Source organism: Pseudonocardia sp. N23 (assembly GCF_002583555.1).
Classification (GTDB): domain Bacteria; phylum Actinomycetota; class Actinomycetes; order Mycobacteriales; family Pseudonocardiaceae; genus Pseudonocardia.
This window is the reverse complement of record NZ_BEGX01000029.1, coordinates 161,413-179,611: the sequence shown is the minus strand read 5'-3', so window position 1 is coordinate 179,611 and position 18,199 is coordinate 161,413. Positions and strand designations below refer to the sequence as shown.

Annotated in this window: 16 protein-coding genes; 4 read left to right on the top strand and 12 right to left on the bottom strand. The window is 74.1% G+C overall.

Annotated elements, in window-relative coordinates:
• Positions 1-154: 154 nt before the first annotated feature.
• The 3 genes from TOK_RS09995 to TOK_RS09985 are packed head-to-tail and all read right to left on the bottom strand — an operon-like array spanning position 155 to position 3,345.
• Complete coding sequence (locus tag TOK_RS09995; RefSeq protein ID WP_098957513.1) at positions 155-1,279, bottom strand: XdhC/CoxI family protein; 1,125 nt, start codon at positions 1,277-1,279, stop codon at positions 155-157.
• Entirely contained in the window at positions 1,272-2,420 is a 1,149-nt protein-coding gene (locus TOK_RS09990) for a VWA domain-containing protein (RefSeq protein WP_098957512.1), read from the bottom strand. The genes TOK_RS09995 and TOK_RS09990 overlap by 8 nt, the downstream gene beginning before the upstream one ends.
• 22 nt (positions 2,421-2,442) lie before the next feature.
• The gene (locus TOK_RS09985) at positions 2,443-3,345 is read right to left on the bottom strand and encodes a MoxR family ATPase (RefSeq protein ID WP_098957511.1); all 903 of its coding nucleotides are present in this window, start codon (positions 3,343-3,345) and stop codon (positions 2,443-2,445) included.
• A gap of 535 nt (positions 3,346-3,880) precedes the next feature.
• Between TOK_RS09985 and TOK_RS09980 the strand changes: the two genes are divergently transcribed.
• A complete protein-coding gene (locus TOK_RS09980; protein ID WP_253258290.1) occupies positions 3,881-4,489 on the top strand; it encodes a transglycosylase family protein in 609 nt (202 codons plus the stop codon).
• 103 nt (positions 4,490-4,592) lie between these two features.
• On the opposite strand, the gene TOK_RS09975 is transcribed toward TOK_RS09980, so the two are convergent.
• From TOK_RS09975 to moaC, 3 genes are read right to left on the bottom strand one after another with little or no spacing between them, the layout of a single operon-like run.
• Positions 4,593-5,039, bottom strand: a complete 447-nt coding sequence (locus TOK_RS09975; protein ID WP_098957510.1) for a molybdenum cofactor biosynthesis protein MoaE — start codon at positions 5,037-5,039, stop codon at positions 4,593-4,595.
• Positions 5,036-5,518 carry a molybdenum cofactor biosynthesis protein B gene (locus TOK_RS09970; RefSeq protein ID WP_098957622.1) on the bottom strand — a complete coding sequence of 161 codons (483 nt, stop codon included), beginning with the start codon at positions 5,516-5,518 and terminating at the stop codon, positions 5,036-5,038. The genes TOK_RS09975 and TOK_RS09970 overlap by 4 nt, the downstream gene beginning before the upstream one ends.
• Complete coding sequence (gene moaC / locus TOK_RS09965) at positions 5,515-5,994, bottom strand: cyclic pyranopterin monophosphate synthase MoaC (RefSeq protein WP_098957509.1); 480 nt, start codon at positions 5,992-5,994, stop codon at positions 5,515-5,517. The genes TOK_RS09970 and moaC overlap by 4 nt, the downstream gene beginning before the upstream one ends.
• A gap of 416 nt (positions 5,995-6,410) precedes the next feature.
• Between moaC and TOK_RS09960 the strand changes: the two genes are divergently transcribed.
• Positions 6,411-7,106, top strand: a complete 696-nt coding sequence (locus tag TOK_RS09960) for a transglycosylase family protein (RefSeq protein ID WP_098957508.1) — start codon at positions 6,411-6,413, stop codon at positions 7,104-7,106.
• A 111-nt stretch (positions 7,107-7,217) separates the two neighbouring features.
• Here TOK_RS09960 and TOK_RS09955 read toward each other — a convergent pair whose 3' ends face one another.
• Positions 7,218-7,802, bottom strand: a complete 585-nt coding sequence (locus TOK_RS09955) for an NTP transferase domain-containing protein (protein WP_098957507.1) — start codon at positions 7,800-7,802, stop codon at positions 7,218-7,220.
• Positions 7,802-7,981, bottom strand: a complete 180-nt coding sequence (locus tag TOK_RS09950; protein WP_098957506.1) for a hypothetical protein — start codon at positions 7,979-7,981, stop codon at positions 7,802-7,804. The genes TOK_RS09955 and TOK_RS09950 overlap by 1 nt, the downstream gene beginning before the upstream one ends.
• 108 nt (positions 7,982-8,089) lie before the next feature.
• On the opposite strand from TOK_RS09950, the gene TOK_RS09945 reads away from it, so the two are divergent.
• A complete protein-coding gene (locus TOK_RS09945) occupies positions 8,090-10,339 on the top strand; it encodes a helicase-associated domain-containing protein (RefSeq protein WP_098957621.1) in 2,250 nt (749 codons plus the stop codon).
• Positions 10,336-10,959: an AAA family ATPase gene (locus TOK_RS09940; protein ID WP_098957505.1), complete on the top strand. Its 624-nt coding sequence runs from the start codon at positions 10,336-10,338 to the stop codon at positions 10,957-10,959. Before TOK_RS09945 ends, TOK_RS09940 begins: the two co-directional genes overlap by 4 nt.
• Before the next feature lie 98 nt (positions 10,960-11,057).
• Here TOK_RS09940 and TOK_RS09935 read toward each other — a convergent pair whose 3' ends face one another.
• The 4 genes from TOK_RS09935 to TOK_RS09920 all read right to left on the bottom strand — a co-directional run bounded on the left by TOK_RS09935 (position 11,058) and on the right by TOK_RS09920 (position 18,100).
• Complete coding sequence (locus TOK_RS09935) at positions 11,058-11,657, bottom strand: ATP/GTP-binding protein (RefSeq protein ID WP_098957504.1); 600 nt, start codon at positions 11,655-11,657, stop codon at positions 11,058-11,060.
• Entirely contained in the window at positions 11,638-12,576 is a 939-nt protein-coding gene (locus TOK_RS09930; RefSeq protein WP_253258289.1) for a DUF742 domain-containing protein, read from the bottom strand. The genes TOK_RS09935 and TOK_RS09930 overlap by 20 nt, the downstream gene beginning before the upstream one ends.
• An 80-nt stretch (positions 12,577-12,656) precedes the next feature.
• The gene (locus tag TOK_RS09925; RefSeq protein ID WP_098957503.1) at positions 12,657-13,079 is read right to left on the bottom strand and encodes a roadblock/LC7 domain-containing protein; all 423 of its coding nucleotides are present in this window, start codon (positions 13,077-13,079) and stop codon (positions 12,657-12,659) included.
• Positions 13,076-18,100, bottom strand: coding sequence for a nitrate- and nitrite sensing domain-containing protein (locus TOK_RS09920; protein ID WP_172457508.1), 5,025 nt, complete (start codon positions 18,098-18,100; stop codon positions 13,076-13,078). Before TOK_RS09920 ends, TOK_RS09925 begins: the two co-directional genes overlap by 4 nt.
• Positions 18,101-18,199: the final 99 nt, after the last annotated feature.

Here is an 18,199-nt window from a genome sequence, read left to right as displayed (position 1 = left end):
CCACGAACGAACCGTTACCGCAGCTAGAGGCAGGTGCGAGGGGGCGTAGCGGCGACGACGCGGCCCGCAGGTGCCGCTGCGTCCGTGCGGGGGAGACGAGATGTACCCACCGCCAGCACAGGCCGGGCCCCCTCCGAACGGAGGGGGCGGGGGCTCAGGCTCCCGTGGCCAGGTGGATCGGACCCTGCCGCTCGGCCAGCCGCGAACCCTGACCACCCCAGTGCTGGGCGATCATCTCGGCGGCGATCGACACAGCCGTCTCCTCGGGCGTGCGGGCGCCCAGGTCGAGCCCGATCGGGCTCGACATCCGGGAAAGCTCCGCGTCGGTGAGACCCACTTCCCGCAGCCGTTCGAGCCGGTCCTCGTGGGTGCGCCGCGAGCCCATCGCGCCGATGTAGCCGACCGCGGGCAACCGCAGGGCGACCTCGAGGACGGGGACGTCGAACTTCGGGTCGTGGGTGAGGACCGTGATGACGGTCCGCTCGTCGATCCGGCCCGCCTTCGCCTCGGCGGCGAGGTAGCGGTGCGGCCATTCGACGACGACCTCGTTGGCCCCCGGGAACCGGCTCGCGGTGGCGAACACCGGGCGGGCGTCGCAGACGGTGACGCGGTAGCCGAGGAAGTTCCCCATCTTGGCGACGGCCGCCGCGAAGTCGATGGCGCCGAACACGATCATCCGGGGCGGCGGCGCGAACGACTCCACGAACACGTCGAGGCCCTCGCCGCGGCGCTGCCCGTCGACGCCGTAGTGCAGCGTCGCGTTGCGGCCCGCGGCGAGCAGGCCGCGGACGTCGTCGCGCACGGCCTCGTCGAGGCGCGCGGAGCCGGTGGTGCCGTCGACCGACTCGGGCCACACGATCAGCCGCTTGCCGAGACGGTCCTCCGGCCCGGCGACGACGGTGGCGACGGCGACCGGTGACTCCTCGCGGATCGCGTCCGCGACCTTGTCCAGCTGCTCGTAGGTCTCGGGGGACACCTTCTCGACGTAGACGTCGAGGATCCCGCCACAGGTGAGGCCGACGGAGAACGCGTCGTCGTCGGAGACGCCGTAGCGCTGCAGCCGTGGTCGCCCGTCGCCGAGCACCTCGCCGCCGAGCTCGTACACCGCGCCCTCGACGCAGCCGCCCGACACGCTTCCGACCGCCTCGCCCGCCGGTCCGACCAGCATCGACGCGCCCGGCTGGCGCGGTGCCGACCGGAACGTGCCGACGACCGTCGCGAGGGCCGCCTCCTGTCCGTTCTTCCACCAGCCTTCGAGCTGGTCGATGACATCACGCATGCTGCACCACCCTGAGCAGTCGTTCGAGCGTGGCCAGGCTGTGGCCTGCCAACAAGTCGTCCAAGTACGGGAGAGCCGCCACTATTCCACCCTGCACCGGTGCGTAGCCGTCCTTGCCGGCGTGCGGGTTGACCCAGACGAGCCGGTGGGCGAGCCGGCTCAGTCGTGCCATCTGCTCGCCCAGCATGGCGGTGTCACCCCGTTCCCAGCCGTCGGAGAAGACGACGACGACCGCGCGCCGGGCCGCGCCGCGCTGCCCCCAGCGGTCGACGAACGCGCGCAGCACCTCGCCGAGGCGGGTCCCACCCGACCAGTCGGGGATCGCCTTGCCCGCAGCGTGCAGGGCGTGTTCGGCGTCGCGCATCCGCAGCTCGCGGGTGACGCGGGTCAGCCGGGTGCCGAGGGTGAACACCTCCACCGAAGCCGGGGAACGTCGCACGACGACGTGGGCGAACCGCAGCAGCGAGTCGGCGTAGGGCTCCATCGAGCCGGAGACGTCGATGAGCATGACGACCTTGCGCGGCCGCCGCGTGCGCGTCCGCCGCCGCAGCTCGCGGAGCTCGCCGTGGTTGCGCAGGGCGGCGCGCAGGGTCCGGCCGGGGTCGGGCTCGCCGTGTCGGCCGGGGCGCAGCCGGCGCGACGCCCGCGTCGGTGGCTCGGGGCGCAGCATCGCCAGCAGCGTGCGCAGGTGCTCGCGCTCGGCCGGCGACATGTCTCCGAGGTCGCGGTGGCGCAGCACCTCGTTGCCGCTGGCCGTCGCCTTGATCTGCTCGCCGTCGTCGTCCTCGGACTCGCCGCCGTCGTCCTGGTTCACCGAGAGCGACGCGAGCTTCGGCGGGGGCGGTGGGCGCTCGTCGACGATGCGCGTGCCACCCCCGCGCGGCGGGTCGAACCAGGCGTCGAAGGCCATGTCGTAGCGCGGCAGGTCGTCCGGGTCGGCGCACAGCGTGAGACGCCCGGCCCAGTACGTCTGCAGCCGGCTGGTGACGTCGAGCTCGTCGAGCGCTGTGAGGAACGCGGCGACGCGGTCCGTCGTGATCGACAGGCCGGCGCTGCGCAGCACGGCGGTGAACCCGACGAGACCCGGGATCGGGTCGGCGTCGGTCTGCTCGTCGGTGAGGACAGGGCGTCCGGGCATCATCCGAGCGTCGCCCGCTCCTGGATCACGATGCCAGCAGTGCGTCGAGCTGGTCGCGCACCCGGTCGGCGTCCTCGCGGTACTTGAGCACGGCCCCCAGCGTCGCGGCGGCGCTGTCGACGTCGAGCGTCGTCGCGCCGACCAGCTGCAGCGCCTGCGCCCAGTCGATCGACTCGGCGACACCGGGCGGCTTGAGCAGCTCGGCGCGGCGCAGCTTGGCGACGGTCGTCGCCACCTGGGTGGCCAGCCGCTCGGGCACGCCCGGCAGCCGGCTGCGCAGGATCTGGATCTCGCGCTGCACGTCGGGGTGGTCGAGCCAGAGGTAGAGGCATCGCCGCTTGAGGGCGTCGTGGACCTCGCGGGTGCGGTTGGACGTCAGCACCACGAGCGGCGGCGTCGTCGCACGGATCTCGCCGAGCTCGGGGATGGTCACCGCGTGCTCGGTGAGCACCTCCAGGAGGAAGGCCTCGAACTCGTCGTCCGCACGGTCGACCTCGTCGACGAGCAGCACGCTCGGCGTCGTCGTCAGGGCGCGCAGGATCGGCCGCTGCAGCAGGAACCGCCGGTCGTAGAGGGACGCCTCGACGGCGTCGGTGTCGAGCGCCGCGCCGCCGGCACCCGCGGTGGCCTCGAGGGCGCGCAGGTGCAGCAGCTGGCGTGGGAAGTCCCAGTCGTAGAGGGCCTGGGAGGCGTCGATGCCGTCGTGGCACTGCAGCCGGATCAGCTCGGCGCCCAGGACCTGGGCCATCGCCTGCGCCAACGCGGTCTTGCCGGTGCCGGGTTCGCCCTCGCAGAACAGTGGCCGGCCCATCCGCATCGCGAGGAACGCTGCGGTGGCGAGGCCGTCGTCGGGGAGATAGCCGGTCGCCCGGAGCGCGTCGGAGAGCTCGGCGGGGGAGGCGGGCGTCGCGGGCGCGGTCACGACCATGCCGCCGCGATGGGCCCGGTGCGGGCAGGACGTCGGTTCACCACCCCAGCATGGCGGACGAGCCGACGTCGGGCCAGGTGTGACGCGGGCCTCCATCACACGGACCGTGATCATGGGGTCACCCATTGTCGACCATTCCGATGTGACTGGTCCGACAATATTTTCGATTCGGTTCTAATGTTTCTGGCGTGATCGTTTCGTGATTCACCGACGCTGACCAGCGGAATCCACCGCGTCGGCAAGTATTTCCAGGACGTTACAGTGACGATGGTCACTCAGGATCGATTTGACCCAACGACCCGGCAGAAACGTAGCGTTCCCGCTCGGTCGCCTCGTGAGGGGTGGCTGAATACATCCGGAACCGCCGCTCCCGGCTCCCTGTCCCGCGGTTTCCGGTCCGTCGAGTGGAAAAGACGGGGCAGGGCGAGGAAGCAGTTTCCGGAATGCAAGTAATTGCAGTCCGAGGTACGGACGGTTCCCCAACCGTCCACGGGCACCCGTGCCCGGCCTCACGGAATTCCTCGGAGCGAGCGGTATGGAGAGCAACGACATGACGCTCGTCTCCAAGCGGAGCATCGCGCGCCTGCTGGTCGCCGGCGCAGTAGTCGTCGGCGCGCCTGTCGCCGTTGCCGGGACGGCCAACGCCGCCGGCGCCGACGCGTGGGACCGCCTCGCTCAGTGTGAGAGCGGCGGCAACTGGGCCATCAACACCGGCAACGGTTTCTACGGTGGCCTGCAGTTCACCCTCAGCACATGGAAGGCCTTCGGCGGCACCGGTTCGCCGCAGAACGCCTCGCGTGCGCAGCAGATCGCCGTGGCCGAGCGTGTGCTCGCCGGGCAGGGCTGGGGCGCATGGCCCGCCTGCTCGCGCAAGCTGGGCCTCTCCGGCACCCCGCCGAAGATCGGCACCGTGACCACCCCGCAGCGCGCATCCGCGCCCGTCGTGCCCAAGGCGCCCGTCGCGCCGAAGGCCCCGGTCGTCCCCGCGGCGCCCGGCACCGGCTACACCGTCGTCGCGGGCGACACCCTGTCGAAGATCGCGCAGGCCCACGGCACCACGTGGCAGGCGCTGTTCGACAAGAACCGCACCGTGCTCAGCGACCCGAACCTCATCAACGTGGGCCAGGTCCTGACCGTCGGCTGACGTCGTCCCCGGGCCGTCGTGCCCGGCCGCACTCCGCTCCTCGCGGAGCGGCGGCCGGATGCGGCGGCCCGTGGTCGTCCCCGGGGCGTCGCCGCATGCCGGCTCAGGTCGAGTTGACCCACTCGTCGGTCCCGTCGGCGAAGACCTGGTGCTTCCACACGGGCAGCAGCCGCTTCACCTCGTCGACGAGCTCCGCGCACACCGCGAACGCCTCCTGGCGGTGATCGGCCGCAACGGCGCAGGCCAGCGCCACGTCACCGATCCTCAGCAGTCCGACGCGATGGCTCACCGCGATCGCCCGGACGCCCGCCGCACGGCCCGCCACCTCAGCGGCCACCTCGGCCACGATGCGACCGGCGGTCGGGTGCGCGCTGTACTCCAGGCCGCGGACCCGACGTCCGCCGTCGTGGTCGCGCACGACGCCCGCGAAGGTCACGACCGCCCCCGCCTGGGCGCGGTCGACCAGCCGGGCGTGCTCGTCGACGTCGAGTGGCTCCGCGCCGACGATGGCGCGCAACACTTCCGCACGCGTCCCCTGTGGCTCCGTCATGCGTGATCACCTCCGCGCAGCTGGTCGACGGCGTGGTCGAGCACGCCGTCCAGAACGGACAGGCCGTCGCGAACTCCACCTGTCGATCCGGGGAGGTTGACGATCAGCGTGCGACCCACGACTCCGGCCAGACCGCGGGACAGGACCGCTGTCGGGACCTTCGGCGCACCCGCCGCGCGGATGGCGTCGGCCAGTCCCGGCACCTCGTAGTCGAGCAGGGCGCGGGTGATCTCGGGCGTCGCGTCGGTGGGGGAGATGCCGGTCCCGCCGGTGGTGACGACGACGTCGACCCCCGTCGCGACGGCTCCGCGCAGTGCTTCGCCGACCGGCTCACCGTCGGGCGCGACGGTGGAGTCGGGGCACTCGTAACCCTTGGTGCGCAACCACTCCACGATGATCGGACCGCCCCGGTCGGGGTAGACGCCCGCGGCGGCGCGGTTGGATGCGGTGACGACGTGGGCCCGGCGCGGCGCGCTCACGCCTGCTCCTGCGGCCGCGTCCACGTGCCGGTCTTGCCGCCGTCCTTGCGCTCGACCCGGACGGCGTCCAGGACGGCTGCGGGGTCGACGGCCTTGATCATGTCGTGCAGGGCGAGCCCGGCGACCGCGACCGCGGTCAGGGCCTCCATCTCGACGCCGGTGCGGTCGGTGGTGCGGACCGTGGCCCTGATGTCGATGTGGTCGCCCTCGGGCCGGAGGTCGACGGCGACGCCGCTCAGCGCGATCGGGTGGCACAGGGGGACGAGGTCGGGGGTGCGCTTGGCGCCCATGATCCCGGCGATGCGGGCCGTGGCCAGCGCGTCACCCTTGGGTAGCCCGTCGCGGCGCAGCAGCTCGATCACCTCGGCCGTGGTGCGCAGGACGCCGGTGGCCACCGCGGTGCGCGCGGTCGGCTCCTTGCCGGTGACGTCGACCATGCGGGCGGCGCCGGTGCTGTCGATGTGGGTGAACTCCACGCCGCGACCCTACGGCGTCGGCCTGGGCCGCCGCCGCGGGTGCCTCCACCCGATCAAATGTGACCTATATCACGTTCAAGCAACCTGGCGAATCGAAATCCTGGCGTTGCCGTTCCGTGATACACGTCGGGCTACCTGCAGAAACACAGCAATGTAACGACGCCCGCGGCGCCCCGTCAGCCACCGCTGATTCACTCGATCGAGTTTGCAATCCGAAGCGCTGCACGTAGCGTCACCGACGGCCCGCTCCGAACTCCCCTGACGGGTGGGCCCGGTTCCGCAGCGCGTGTCCTGTCCGGCGGTCCCGATCCCCCGACAGCAGCCGACGGACAGGACGGAAATCGCGGACCTGACAAGTCCGCGCCACCGGAACTCCCCCCGGTCGGAATCCGCATGCGCGGCGACGGAGAAATGTCATGGCCCGCTATCGCGGTCTGCACCGGAAACCCACCAGCACCGCTCGCACCCTTGCGCGCACCGCTCTCGCGGGTGTCGTCGTCGGAACCCCTCTCGTGGCGCTGGCGCCCGCCGCGAATGCGGCCACCGACGCCACCTGGGACCGCGTCGCCGCGTGTGAGAGCGGTGGCAACTGGAGCATCAACACCGGGAACGGCTACTACGGCGGCCTGCAGTTCAGCGCCTCCACGTGGAAGGCCTTCGGCGGCGCCCAGTACGCAGCCACCGCCAACCAGGCCAGCAGGGCCGAGCAGATCGCCGTCGCGGAGAAGGTCCTCGCCGGGCAGGGCTGGGGTGCATGGCCCGTCTGTTCCAAGAAGGCAGGCGCCAGCGGCGGCTCCACCCCGCGTGAGGTCCCGGCCGGGGACACGGTGAAGACCGCGCCCAAGACGGCCCCCAAGACCGCACCCACGGCGCCGAAGACCCAGACGCAGGCCCCGCCCAGGACCGAGGCGGCCAAGCCGGCGGAGGAGAGGATCCGCGTCTCGCAGCCCGCCGACGCGACCGGTGGCTACACCGTCGTCGCAGGCGACTCGCTCAGCGAGATCGCGACCGCGCACAACGTCGCCGGCGGCTGGAAGGCACTCGTCGCCAAGAACCCGCAGTGTGCCGACAACCCGAACCTGATCCACCCGGGTGACAAGATCGCGGTCTGAGCGATCCCCTGACGCAGCGTCCCGGACCGGTGCCACGATCCGGGGGCGCATCCCAGACGGCCGTCGCGGCCCTCCCCGCGGCGGCCGTCGGCATGTCAGCAGGGGCTCGCCTCAACGCGACTGCCCACGTCGCGCCAGCTGCTCCGGGGTGTCGACGTCGTCGGGCTCCGCGACGTCGCCGCACTCGACCAGCACAACGTCCGGATTGCCCGCCAGGTAGCCACGGGCCCCTGCATCACCCGTGGCGGCGGTGGAGGCGGCCGCCCAGTGGTCGCGGCCCAGCAGGACCGGATGGCCGGCGCGGCCGTCGTAGGCCGCCCGGGCGAGGGTGGTGGGGGACCCCCCTTCAGCGCCCAGCCGGGTGACCGCAGCCGCCGTCACCCCCGGCAGGTCGACCAGGTGCACGACCGTGGCGTCGACATCCGCGAGCGGCTCCAGGGCAGCCAGACCCGCGCGCAGCGACGCGCCCATGCCCTCGGCCCACTCCGCGGCCTCCACGGGCGTCACGTCGGCCGGGAGCAGCGCGCGCACCTCGTCGGCCGCGGCACCCACCACGACCACCAGCGGGGCACACCCCGCCGTCCGGAGCACGTCGACCGCCCGGAGCACGAGCGGGCGACCGTCCAGACGCACGAGAGCCTTGGGCCCGCCCATCCGGCGACCGGCCCCGGCCGCCAGCAGCAGGCCCGCGGGCATTACCTGTTGATCTCGGTGACAGGGTGCACGTAGGGCACCTCGTCGAGCGGGAACTCGAGCTCACCGAAAGGTGAGAGCGACCCCTGCACATCGCCCAGCAGCTCCGTGACGGGGTGCTCGCCGTCGGGCAGCTGCGGCCAGTTCGGGTCGATACGGGCCGGGCGGCTCGGCTGGGACACGGAATCCTCCTCGCGGGTGCGGTCCGGACGAGCCGGACCGGTATCGGCGCCGATTATCACCCATCGCCGGGACGAGGACCCCCGGCCGGGCCAAGTACCGTGGAGGGGATGCCCACCTCCCTGGTCGACCGCCTGCGCGCCGAGGACGACGACTTCCTCGTCGCCCTGCTGCGCCTGCGCCCCGACCTGGCGGTTCCCGCACCGGCCGACCTCACCGTGCTGGCCACCCGGGCAGGCATCCGCGCCTCGGTGCACCGCGCCTGTGACGACCTCGACACCCTCGTCCTCGCCGTGCTCGAAGCGCTCGTCGTCGTCGGCGCCGACAGCGAGGCCGCCGAACGCCCCGAGCTCGAACGCCTCCTCGGCCCCGACGTCCCCGGCTCCGCCCTCGACCGGGCCCTCGACGAGCTGCGCACCCGCGCCGTCATCTGGCGCTCCGACGACGGCTGGGCCCTCGTCCCCGCCGCCCGCGAGGTCGTCTCCCGCTACCCCGGTGGCCTCGGCCGCCCCGCCGCCGGCCTCGCCGGCTCCACCGAGCTGCCCGTGCTCCTGGCCGGCATCGCCCCCGAGGAACGACGCGTCCTCGACGCCCTCGCCGCCGGCCCGCCCATCGGGCGCAGCCGCGCGGGCGCCGACCCCGAGAGCGCCGTCGGCCGCCTCCTCGCCCGCGGCCTCCTCGTCCGCGTCGACCCCGAGACCGTCGAACTGCCCCGCCAGGTCGGGCTCGCCCTGCGCGGTGACCGTCCCCTCGGCGGTGTCGCCGTCACCGCGCCCGTCCCCGACACCGTCGACCGCGGCGCCGACACCGTCGACGCCACCGCCGGCGGCGCGGCCCTCGAGCTGCTCCGCCGCGTCGAAGCCCTCCTGGCACTCTGGAGCGAGACCCCGCCGCCGACACTGCGGGCCGGCGGTCTCGGCGTCCGGGACCTCCGCCGGGCCGCCAAGGAGATGGAGCTCGACGAACCCACCGCGGCGCTCGTCGTCGAGGTCCTGGTGGCCGCCGACCTCGTCGCCGTCAGCGACGGGTTCCCGGCTGAGTACGTGCCCACCACCGCCTCCGACATCTGGGCGGCAGGCGGCCCGGAACTGCGCTGGGCCCAGCTCGCCCAGGCCTGGCTCGAACTGCCCCGGCTCCCCGGTCTCACGGGCACCCGCGACGAGTCCGGCAAACCCCTGCCCGCCCTCGGCGAGGCCCTGCGCCGCCCCCTCGCCGTCCGCGACCGGCGCCGCGTCCTCGAAGCGCTCGGCGAGCTCCCGCCCGGCCGGGCCGTCCGCACCCCCGGCGACCTCGCCGGCCTCCTCGCCTGGCGCGCACCGCGTCGCGGCGGCCGGCTGCGCGACGACATGGTCACCTGGACCCTCACCGAAGCCACCGTGCTCGGAATCGTCGCCCTCGACGCGCTGGCCGCCCCCGGGCGCGTCCTGCTCGCCGACCCCGGCAAGGCAGCCGCCGCGCTCCGCGACGCCCTGCCCGAACCCGTCGACCACGTACTCCTGCAGGCCGACCTCACCGCCGTCGCCCCCGGGCGCCTCCAGCCCGAGCTCGCCGCCGAGATCGCTCTCGTCGCCGACGTCGAGTCCGCGGGCGGCGCCACCGTCTTCCGGTTCACCGAGGCCAGCATCCGCCGCGCCCTCGACGCCGGCCGCACCGCCGACGATGTCCGCGAGCTCCTCGCCGTCCGCTCCGCAACCCCTGTGCCGCAAGCACTCGGCTACCTCGTCGACGACGTCGCCCGCCGCCACGGCAGGCTCCGCGGCGGCGCCGCCTCCTCGTTCCTGCGCAGCGACGACGAGACCCTGCTCTCCGAGGTCCTCGCCCACCCGGAGACCGGCCTGCTGGAGCTGCGCCGGCTCGCCCCCACTGTCGTGATCAGCCCGCTGCCGCTCGTCGAGGTCCTCGAGGGCCTGCGCGCCGCCGGGTTCAGCCCCGCCGCCGAGGACGCCGCCGGTGGCGTCCTCGACCTCGGTGACCGCGGCAGGCGCATCGAGTCCCGCGGCCGGCCCGCCCGCACGCCCTCCGGGCCCGCGACGCCCGACGACAGCCGCCTCGCCGCCGTCATCTCCGGAATGCGGGCGGGCGACGCCCTCCGCGGGGTCCGGCGCTCGCGCACCGCACCGCGCGTCCCCGGAGGCAGCAGCAGCACCCTCGCCGAGCTGCAGCACGCCGTCGCCGCCCGGCGCCCGGTCTGGATCGGGTTCGTCGACCGGCACGGCGTCGCCGGGGAACGGGTGCTCGTGCCCACCTCCGCAGGTGGCGGCATCGTCGAAGGCCGCGATACCGTCGGCGGCGAGGTCCGCCGGATCCCGTTGCACCGCATCACGTCCATCGCCCTCGTGGATCCGGCCACCGACGCGTGAACGCCCCCGTCTGGGTCGTGGCCGGCGCTCCGGGGGTGGGCAAGACGACCGTCGCCGCCCTGCTGCTCGCAGGCCTCGACCCCACTCCGGCGCTGCTCGACAAGGACACGCTCTACGGGCCGTTCGTCGCCGCGACCCTCGCCGCCGCCGGTCGTCCGCCGGGGGAGCGGGAGGGCGACTGGTACGACGCGCACGTCAAGGAGCACGAGTACACGGGTCTCACCGCCACCGCGCGCGAGATCCGCGCCCACGGCTGCCCCGTCCTGCTCTCCGGGCCCTTCACCGGCCAGATCCGCGACCCCGGCCGCTGGGTGCAGTGGGTCGAGGCGCTCGGTGGGTCCGAGGTGCGGCTCGTCTGGATCCGGTCCGACGCCGCAACGCTGCGGCACCGCCTCGAACACCGCGGCTCGCCGCGCGACACCGGCAAGCTCGCAGCCTTCGACGCCTTCCTGGAGCGCATGCGCCCCGCCGACCCACCGCCGGTGCCGCACCTGGAGATCGACAACCGCCTCGACGCCCCCGGCACCCTCACCGATCGGGTCGCGGCCCTGCTCACAGATGTCGCGCCGGGCCCCGGGCCCGACGAGAGCCTGGTCCGGGCATGGAGGAAACCGGTCTGAGTCGAGTTCGGCGGGGGTCGCCGACCGGCTGCACGCCGCTCCCGCCGTCGAGGTCCTGACCAGGAGCCTCGGCGACAGGAGCGGGGGTACACCGCAGGTCAGCGGGCGCGGGCGGCCATCCGCTGCGTCATCGCGTGCTCGACGAGCGAGATCAGCGTCGACTTCGTCGAGTCCCGGTTACGGGCGTCGCACGTGACGATCGGGACACTCGGGTCGATCGCCATCGCCTCGCGGACGTCGTCGATCCGGTGCTGCAACGTCCCGTCGAACGCGTTGAGCCCCACCACGTACGGCAGCCCGCGGTCCTCGAAGAAGTCGATCGCGCCGAAACAGTCGGCGAGCCGGCGGGTGTCGACCAGGACGACCGCGCCGATCGCGCCACGCACCAGGTCGTCCCACATGAACCAGAACCGGTGCTGCCCGGGCGTGCCGAACAGGTACAGGATCAGGTCCGAGTCCAGCGAGACGCGCCCGAAGTCCATGGCGACCGTCGTGGTCGTCTTGTTCGGAGTCGCGGACAGATCGTCGTGACCAGCACTCGCCTCGGTCATGACGGCCTCGGTCGTGAGCGGCACGATCTCGGAGACCGACCCGACGAAGGTCGTCTTGCCCACACCGAACCCACCGGCGACGACGATCTTGGCCGAGATCGTCGCCGTCGTCGCGACGGCCTGTGGCCTAGAGCCGACGGAGTCCACTCAACACCCTTTCCATCAGAGCGAGGTCCGGCGACGAGCCGGTACTGCTCGCGGTCTGGTGCACCGTGACGACGCCCAGTCCTGCCATGTCACCGAGCAGCACGCGAGCCACCCCCAGGGGGAGCGACATCAGCGCCGCGACCTCGGCGACCGAGCGGGGCTCTTCGCACAGTTCGGCGATCGCCCGATGTTCCACCTGCAGCAGCCCGAGCTGGCTGCGGCCCTGCTGACTGGTCGACACGAGCGCTTCGATCGCGAGGTCGAGACCCGAGCGGGTCCGGCCTCGCGTCCATGCGTACGGACGGACGAACGACGCGCCCGACGACACGTCCTCCAGGTCACCGACCTCGCCGACGCCACCGATGTCGATCGGCGCCGTCGGCGCCGAGTCGGGCAGCGCACGGCCGACCGGCTGCTCCGCCGAGGGTCGCGGGCCCGCAGGCTGGAACGTCTGGAACGGCTGCGCGGGCTCCGGCTCCGCAGGCGTGTCGCCCTGCGGGGTGCCCGAGTAGTGCCGCAGTACCTCCGACACCTGGCGCGGCGCCCGCAGCGGACGATGCCGGGGGGTGTCGATGGTCGGGTTCCCGGAGAGGAAGTCGCTCTGCGGGGCGTCACCGTCGGGCCGCTGGACCGTGCCACCCGTGGGGGCGTGCCCGGTCAGCCAGTCGGTCTCGTGGAACTGCGTCGCACTGCCTTCGTCCCACGTCGGTCCCGCCTCCGCGGCGGGCGGATACGGGGACGGCTGACGCGGACCGGAGCGCCTCCGTGTCCAGAACCGGCGCTCGGGCGCCTCGTAGTCCGGGTACTGCTCCTCGTAGCCGTCGTAGTCCTGACGGCTGTCGAACGAGAACCCGTTCATGACGTCGGCAAAGGTGGGATCGTCGGACTGTCGACGTTCGTCGTCGGGATCGGTGGTCATCGCGTTTCACCTGCCTCTGCTGGTCGACGTCGGACGGGTCGGTCGCGGCTCCGCCGCGTGGTCGGTTCGGTGCGCGCCGGTCAGGGCCCGAAAGAGCCCTGCAGCTCGGCCCGCAGCTCCGGGGTGAGCAGCTGGCCGACACGGTCGACCAGCAGCGTCATCTCGTAGCCGATCAGGCCGATGTCGCACGTCGGCGAGGCGAGCACGGACAGGCACGAACCGTCGCTGATCGACATCAGCAGGACGATGCCCCGGTCCATCTCGACGACGGTCTGCACGACCCCGCCCGCGTCGAAGCAGCGGGCGGCGCCCTGCGTGAGGCTGATGAGCCCCGACGACACGGCGGCCAGCTGGTCGGCGCGGTCGCGCGGCAGCCGGTCCGAGGACGTGAGAAGCAGTCCGTCGGCCGACACGACGATCGCGTGGGCGACCCCCGGCACGCGCTCCGCGAAGTTCGTGACCAGCCATCCGAACCGGCTCGGCTGCGTCTGTGGTGCGGTCACCTGGTCGTCTCCTCGTCCTGTGCGCCCGCCCCCGCGGGCTGCGCGTCGGTGCTGTTCGCCATCCTGCCTTCGGCGAGTTCCCGTTCCCTGCGGAGCCGGTTCTCCCGGCCCTGCCGGATCCCTCTCTGGTAGCTGGCGAGCCGTCCGCGGACCGCCTCCGCCGTCCGGCCCCCTGCGTCGGTCGCAGTCGCCGACGCCGCGGTCGACGACGCCGGCGCGAGCACCGCGGATCCTCCAGCACTACCGGGTACGAGTCGAGCCCGGGGTCGCCGCTTGGGCAGGCCCGCCGACGTGTACTCACCGGCTGAGGTCTCCGCGTTGCGTTCGGCGGCCTCCCAGCCGACGTCGGCGGTGCCGGCGAACTCGTCGCCGCCCTCGGTCTCGGCGACGGGAGCCGACAGCGGGCCGGCGACCGCGCGCTGCGGTGCCTGCTCGACGGGCCCGGGAACCGGCGCCGGCGCCGGCGCCGGGGGCCGGGCCACCGGGGACGGCCTGACCTGCAACGGGTCCGAGCCGAGCGGCACGACCGGGTCGGCTGTGCCGTTCTGCGGGACGTCGTCGGCCCAGGTGATCGGGATCGGCCGGTTCGAGCGGAACCAGGCCGACGCGATCTCGGCGAAGATCGGCGTCGAGAAGCCGTCGTCCCCGAGGGCGTCGTCGTCGGCCGGGGCCTCCTGCTGCGGGTACGCCGGGACCGGCTGCGCGGCGGCCGGCGGCCGGCCGTATGGCTGCGCACCGGGGTTGCGGACGGGCAGCCCGCCCGCCGGCGGCGCGGGGGGAGCCTGGGCGGCCTGTGGCTGCACCGCTGGGGCTTGGGCTGCCGGGGCCTGGGCTGCCGGCGGCTGTGCGACCGGCGGCTGGCCCGCAGGGCTCTGCGCCGGCGCCGCGGGCGCGGCCGGGGGGCGGACGGGCGCCTGCGGGACGCTCGGTCGCGGCGGGAACTGTGGCATGCGCCGCTGCTCGTCCACCCGGGCCAGGGCGGCCGGCTGCTCGCCGGTCGGCTGGCGGCCGGCCGACTCGTCGGTGGCGGGTACCGGCGCACCGGGCTGCCGGGCGCCGCGCATCGGCAGGACTCCGGGAGCCTGGCCCGGGGTCCGCGTCGCGTCGGGGCCCTGTGGTGCCGGGGGTCGGGCGGTCACGCTGTTGTCGGAGCCGGCCTCGGTGCGGTCGGCCGGTCCGCTGCTCGCGGTCGGCACGGCCGGCCGGGCGTCCGGCGTCCGCGGCGCGGGCTGGGAGTCCGGTGTCGATCCGCCCGGGGTGCGGTTGATCCCCGCACCCGGGACGCGCCGCGGCAGCAGCCCGGAGCGGCCCGGACCTTCGACGGCGGGACGCGACGGCGGCGGCAGGGCCGACGGGGGCTGCCGGTCGGCGGGCCCGCTCGGCGACGGCGTGGTGCCGGGCCGGGGTACGGGCCGCACCAGGCCTGGCCGGAACGGCGCGGGCGGCGGCGGGGTCGCTTCGTCGGTGCGCTCGTCGGTGCGCTCGTCGTCGGTGCGTCGGCCGTTGTCGGTACCGGCCGCCGTCTCGTCCGACGGCCGGCCGGTCACGGCCTGGGGGCCGGACACCAGCGGACGGGCGGTGGTGGCGTCGTCGCGGTCGGCGGGCCCGGGCTGGGCCGGGGCGGCGGCGTCGTCGGAGCCGCGGACGGTCCCGGCGAGGCCTGCGGCCAGCGCCGCGCCGATGTCGCGTCGCCGGGACGGCAGCGGCTCGGAGCGCTCGGCGGACTCGTTCTCGGAGACCGTCGACTTCTCGGAGACCGTCGACTTCTCGGAGACCGTCGACGCAGTGGCGGCCGCGGTGTCGGCGGCGCTCTCGTCGGTGGCGGTCTCGTCGGCGGCGGTCTCGTCGGCTGCGACGGCGGAAGCACCGGTCGCGTCGTCCCCCTCGGAGGCCTCGGAGCCCTCGGCGGCGGCATTCTTCGCGGACCCGGCAGCCTCGTGAGCGTCGGCCGGTCCGTCCGTGACGTCCGCGACCGGGGCGTCGGCGCCCGTGACGTCGGCGCCCGTGACGTCGGCGCCCATGACGTCGGCGACGGGGGCCTCGTCGGCCCGGGCGGCGACGGACTCGTCGAGCCCCTCGGCGGAGGCGTCGTCGTGGCCGTGCTGGTCGCCGCTGTGCTGGTCGCTGCTGTGATCGTCGCTGCTGTGATCGTCGGCAGCGGCCGGTGCCGCGGAGTCCGGGCCGCCGTCGTCGGTACCCGCACCGGGCAGGACCGGCACGACGCCCTCGGTCACGACGGGACCGATCGGACGTGGCGTCCGGCGCGGGAGCGGCAGTGCGTCGGGGTTGGCGGCGATGTGGATCTCGCCGGTGCCGGTGTCGTCGCGCTGCGGGGACGGCGTCGGCTCCTTGGGGCGGCCGAGCAGCGCGCGAGCGCCGTCGGGACGCGACCCGGTCGAGCGGTCGTCCGGGGTGGCGAAACCGTTGGGGCCGGACAGGTGAGCGCCCGGATCGTCGGTCGGGCCGTCGAGCGGCGGTTCGCGACGGGCCCGGCGGCGGGCCGCGGCGAGCGCGGCGGCGGCAGCGGCGGCGCCCCCGCCACGGCTGGGGAGGGACCGGTCGGTGTCGGGGCCGGGCCGGCGCGGGTCGGCCTCGGGGTGGGGCGCGGTGAGGCCGTGCGCGCTGCGCAGCTCGTCCTCGGGGACGACCGGCCCGGCGAGCGCCCATCCGGTGGCGGGGTCGACCGAGGCGGCCGGGGCCGCGGGGTCGGGGACGACCGGCGCGCCCGGAGCGGGCCCGGCCAGAGCCCAGCCGCCCTCGTCGGACTTGGGGTCGTCGGCCTCGGTCGGCGTGAACATCTCGCCCGGGGTGCGGCCGTTGCCGGAGGTGCCGGACAGCAGGTTGGCGCCGGGGCGTCGTGCCGGCAGCGGTGACGAGCCGTTGGTGTGGTGGCCGGGCCCGGAGCCGTTGGCGGACCCGTCGACCGTCTGCAACGGCGGGAACGTCGTCCCGTCGTCGCCGACGACGAGGTCGGCCAGCGAGCCGGTCGGCACGACGTGTCCGTTGGGGGTGACCTGCTGCGGCAGGGCCGGCAGGGCAGGACCGGCGGTGCCGTCCTGCACAGACGGCATCTGCGGGGCGCCGCCGGGGCCGGCTGTGTCGCCCGGGGCGCCGGGGATCAGGTAGCCGGGGACGGTGACCGACGCGGTGAGGCCGCCGGCGCCGGTACTGCCGAGGCGGACGCCGACGCCGTGCCGGGCGGCCAGGCGGCCGACCACGAACAGGCCCATGCGCCGCGACGCGGAGACGTCGACCTGCGCGGGACCGCCGAGGCGCTCGTTGGCGTCGGTGAGCTCGTGCTCGGCCATGCCGACGCCGCGGTCGGCGATCTCGACGAGGATCGAGCCGTCGGGCGTGCGGGTACTGCTCAGCACGACCTGCGAGTCGGGCGGGGAGAAGTTGGTCGCGTTGTCGAGCAGCTCGGCCAGCAGGTGGACGAGGTCGTTCGCGGCGCGGCCGACGACGGTGGCCGTGGGCGGGGACTGCACGACGATCCGCTGGTACTGCTCGACCTCGGACACCGCGGCGCGGAGCACGTCGACGACGGGGATGGGCGCGATGTTGCGCTTGCTCAGCTCGGTGCCGGCGAGGACCAGCAGGTTCTCGCTGTTGCGCCGCATACGGGTGGCGAGGTGGTCGAGCTGGAAGAGGTTGGACAGCTGGTCGGGGTCCTGCTCGTTGCTCTCCAGCTGCTCGATCAGCTGCAGCTGGCGCTCGACGAGCGCCTGGCTGCGCCGGGAGAGGTTGACGAACATGCTGTTGACGTTGGCCTGCAGCGCGGCCTGGTCGGCGGCGAGGCGGACGGCCTGGCCGTGGACGGCGTCGAACGCGCGGGCCACCTGGCCGACCTCGTCGCGGGTGTCGATCGGGACGGGCTCGACGTGGGCGTTGGGCGACTCACCGGTCCGCAGGCTCTCGACGGCCTGGGGTAGCTGGCGTTCCGCGACGTCGAGCGCGCTGGTGCGCAGCAGCCGCAGCGACTTCAGCAGCGACCGGGCGAGCAGCACGATGATCGCGATGCCGAGGAGCAGGCCGAGCATCAGGATCACGGAGTTGACGCCGGCCTGGTTGCTGGCCGCCTCCTGGGCGGCGGTGGTGTCCTGCTTGAGCTGGGCGACGGCGGAGTCGGCCGACTTCTGCACCGCGTCGTTCGACGAGGTGTAGGCGGCGTCCCACGCGGCCGGGTCGGTGGTGAGGGGGCGGCCCGCCGTGGTCTGCAGGATGCCGGCCTCGAGCTGGACCCGGGGCCCGTTTGCCGGGTCGGTGCCGAACAGGCCGAACCGCTGCTGCTGCTCGGGGTCGAGCGCCAGGCGGTAGGAGGTGAACGCCGCGTTGTAGGCGTTCTCGGTGGCGCCGACGATGGTGAGGTCGGTGTCGGACACCCGGCCCGCGGCGATCGCGGCGGCGACGACGGTGTGCTGCAGGGCGAGCTGCTCGGCGGCCGAGTCGGTGGCGGTGAGCGCGTCGGTCAGTCCGGCGACGTCGGGGTTGGCGACCTGGCGCAGCAGCGTGCGGACGACGACGTCGGTCTGGGAGACGGCGTTGCCGTAGCGGTTGAGGATGCCTTCGGTGGGCACCGGCGACGAGGTGGTGTCGCGGCGCAGATCCTGCATCGAGAGCTTGACGTCGCGCAGCGGCTGGGCCGCGACGCTCGGGTCCTCGGTGGTCTCGGTGCTGGCGAGGGCCTGGACGGCCTTGTCGAGCTGCGCGTCGGTGGTCTGCGCGGCGGCGTCGACCGGGGCGCGGTCGCCGGTGCGGTTGGCCGCGACGAACCGCACCGCGGCGTCGCGCTCGGCGCGCAGCGCGGTGGCGGCGGACTCGACCTGGTCGCGCACGGCGAGGAGCTCGTTGCTGCGGCCGAGGCCGGCGGCCACGTCGGCCTGGTCGGAGATGCGCAGTGCGCCGAGGCCGAGGGCCAGCAGGGTGGGCACCAGACCGACGATCAGGAGCTTGATCGACAGGCTCCAGTTGCGTGGGTTCAACCGTTCGGACCGCGATGGGCCACGCTCGGTGGTGGTCACGTCGAGAACTCCCTGCTGCCGGTCTGCGTCGAGCCGTTCGGGTTCGAGCCGTCCGAGACTGACACGGACCCCCGACAGAGGTTGCGTCGTCGACGGGAT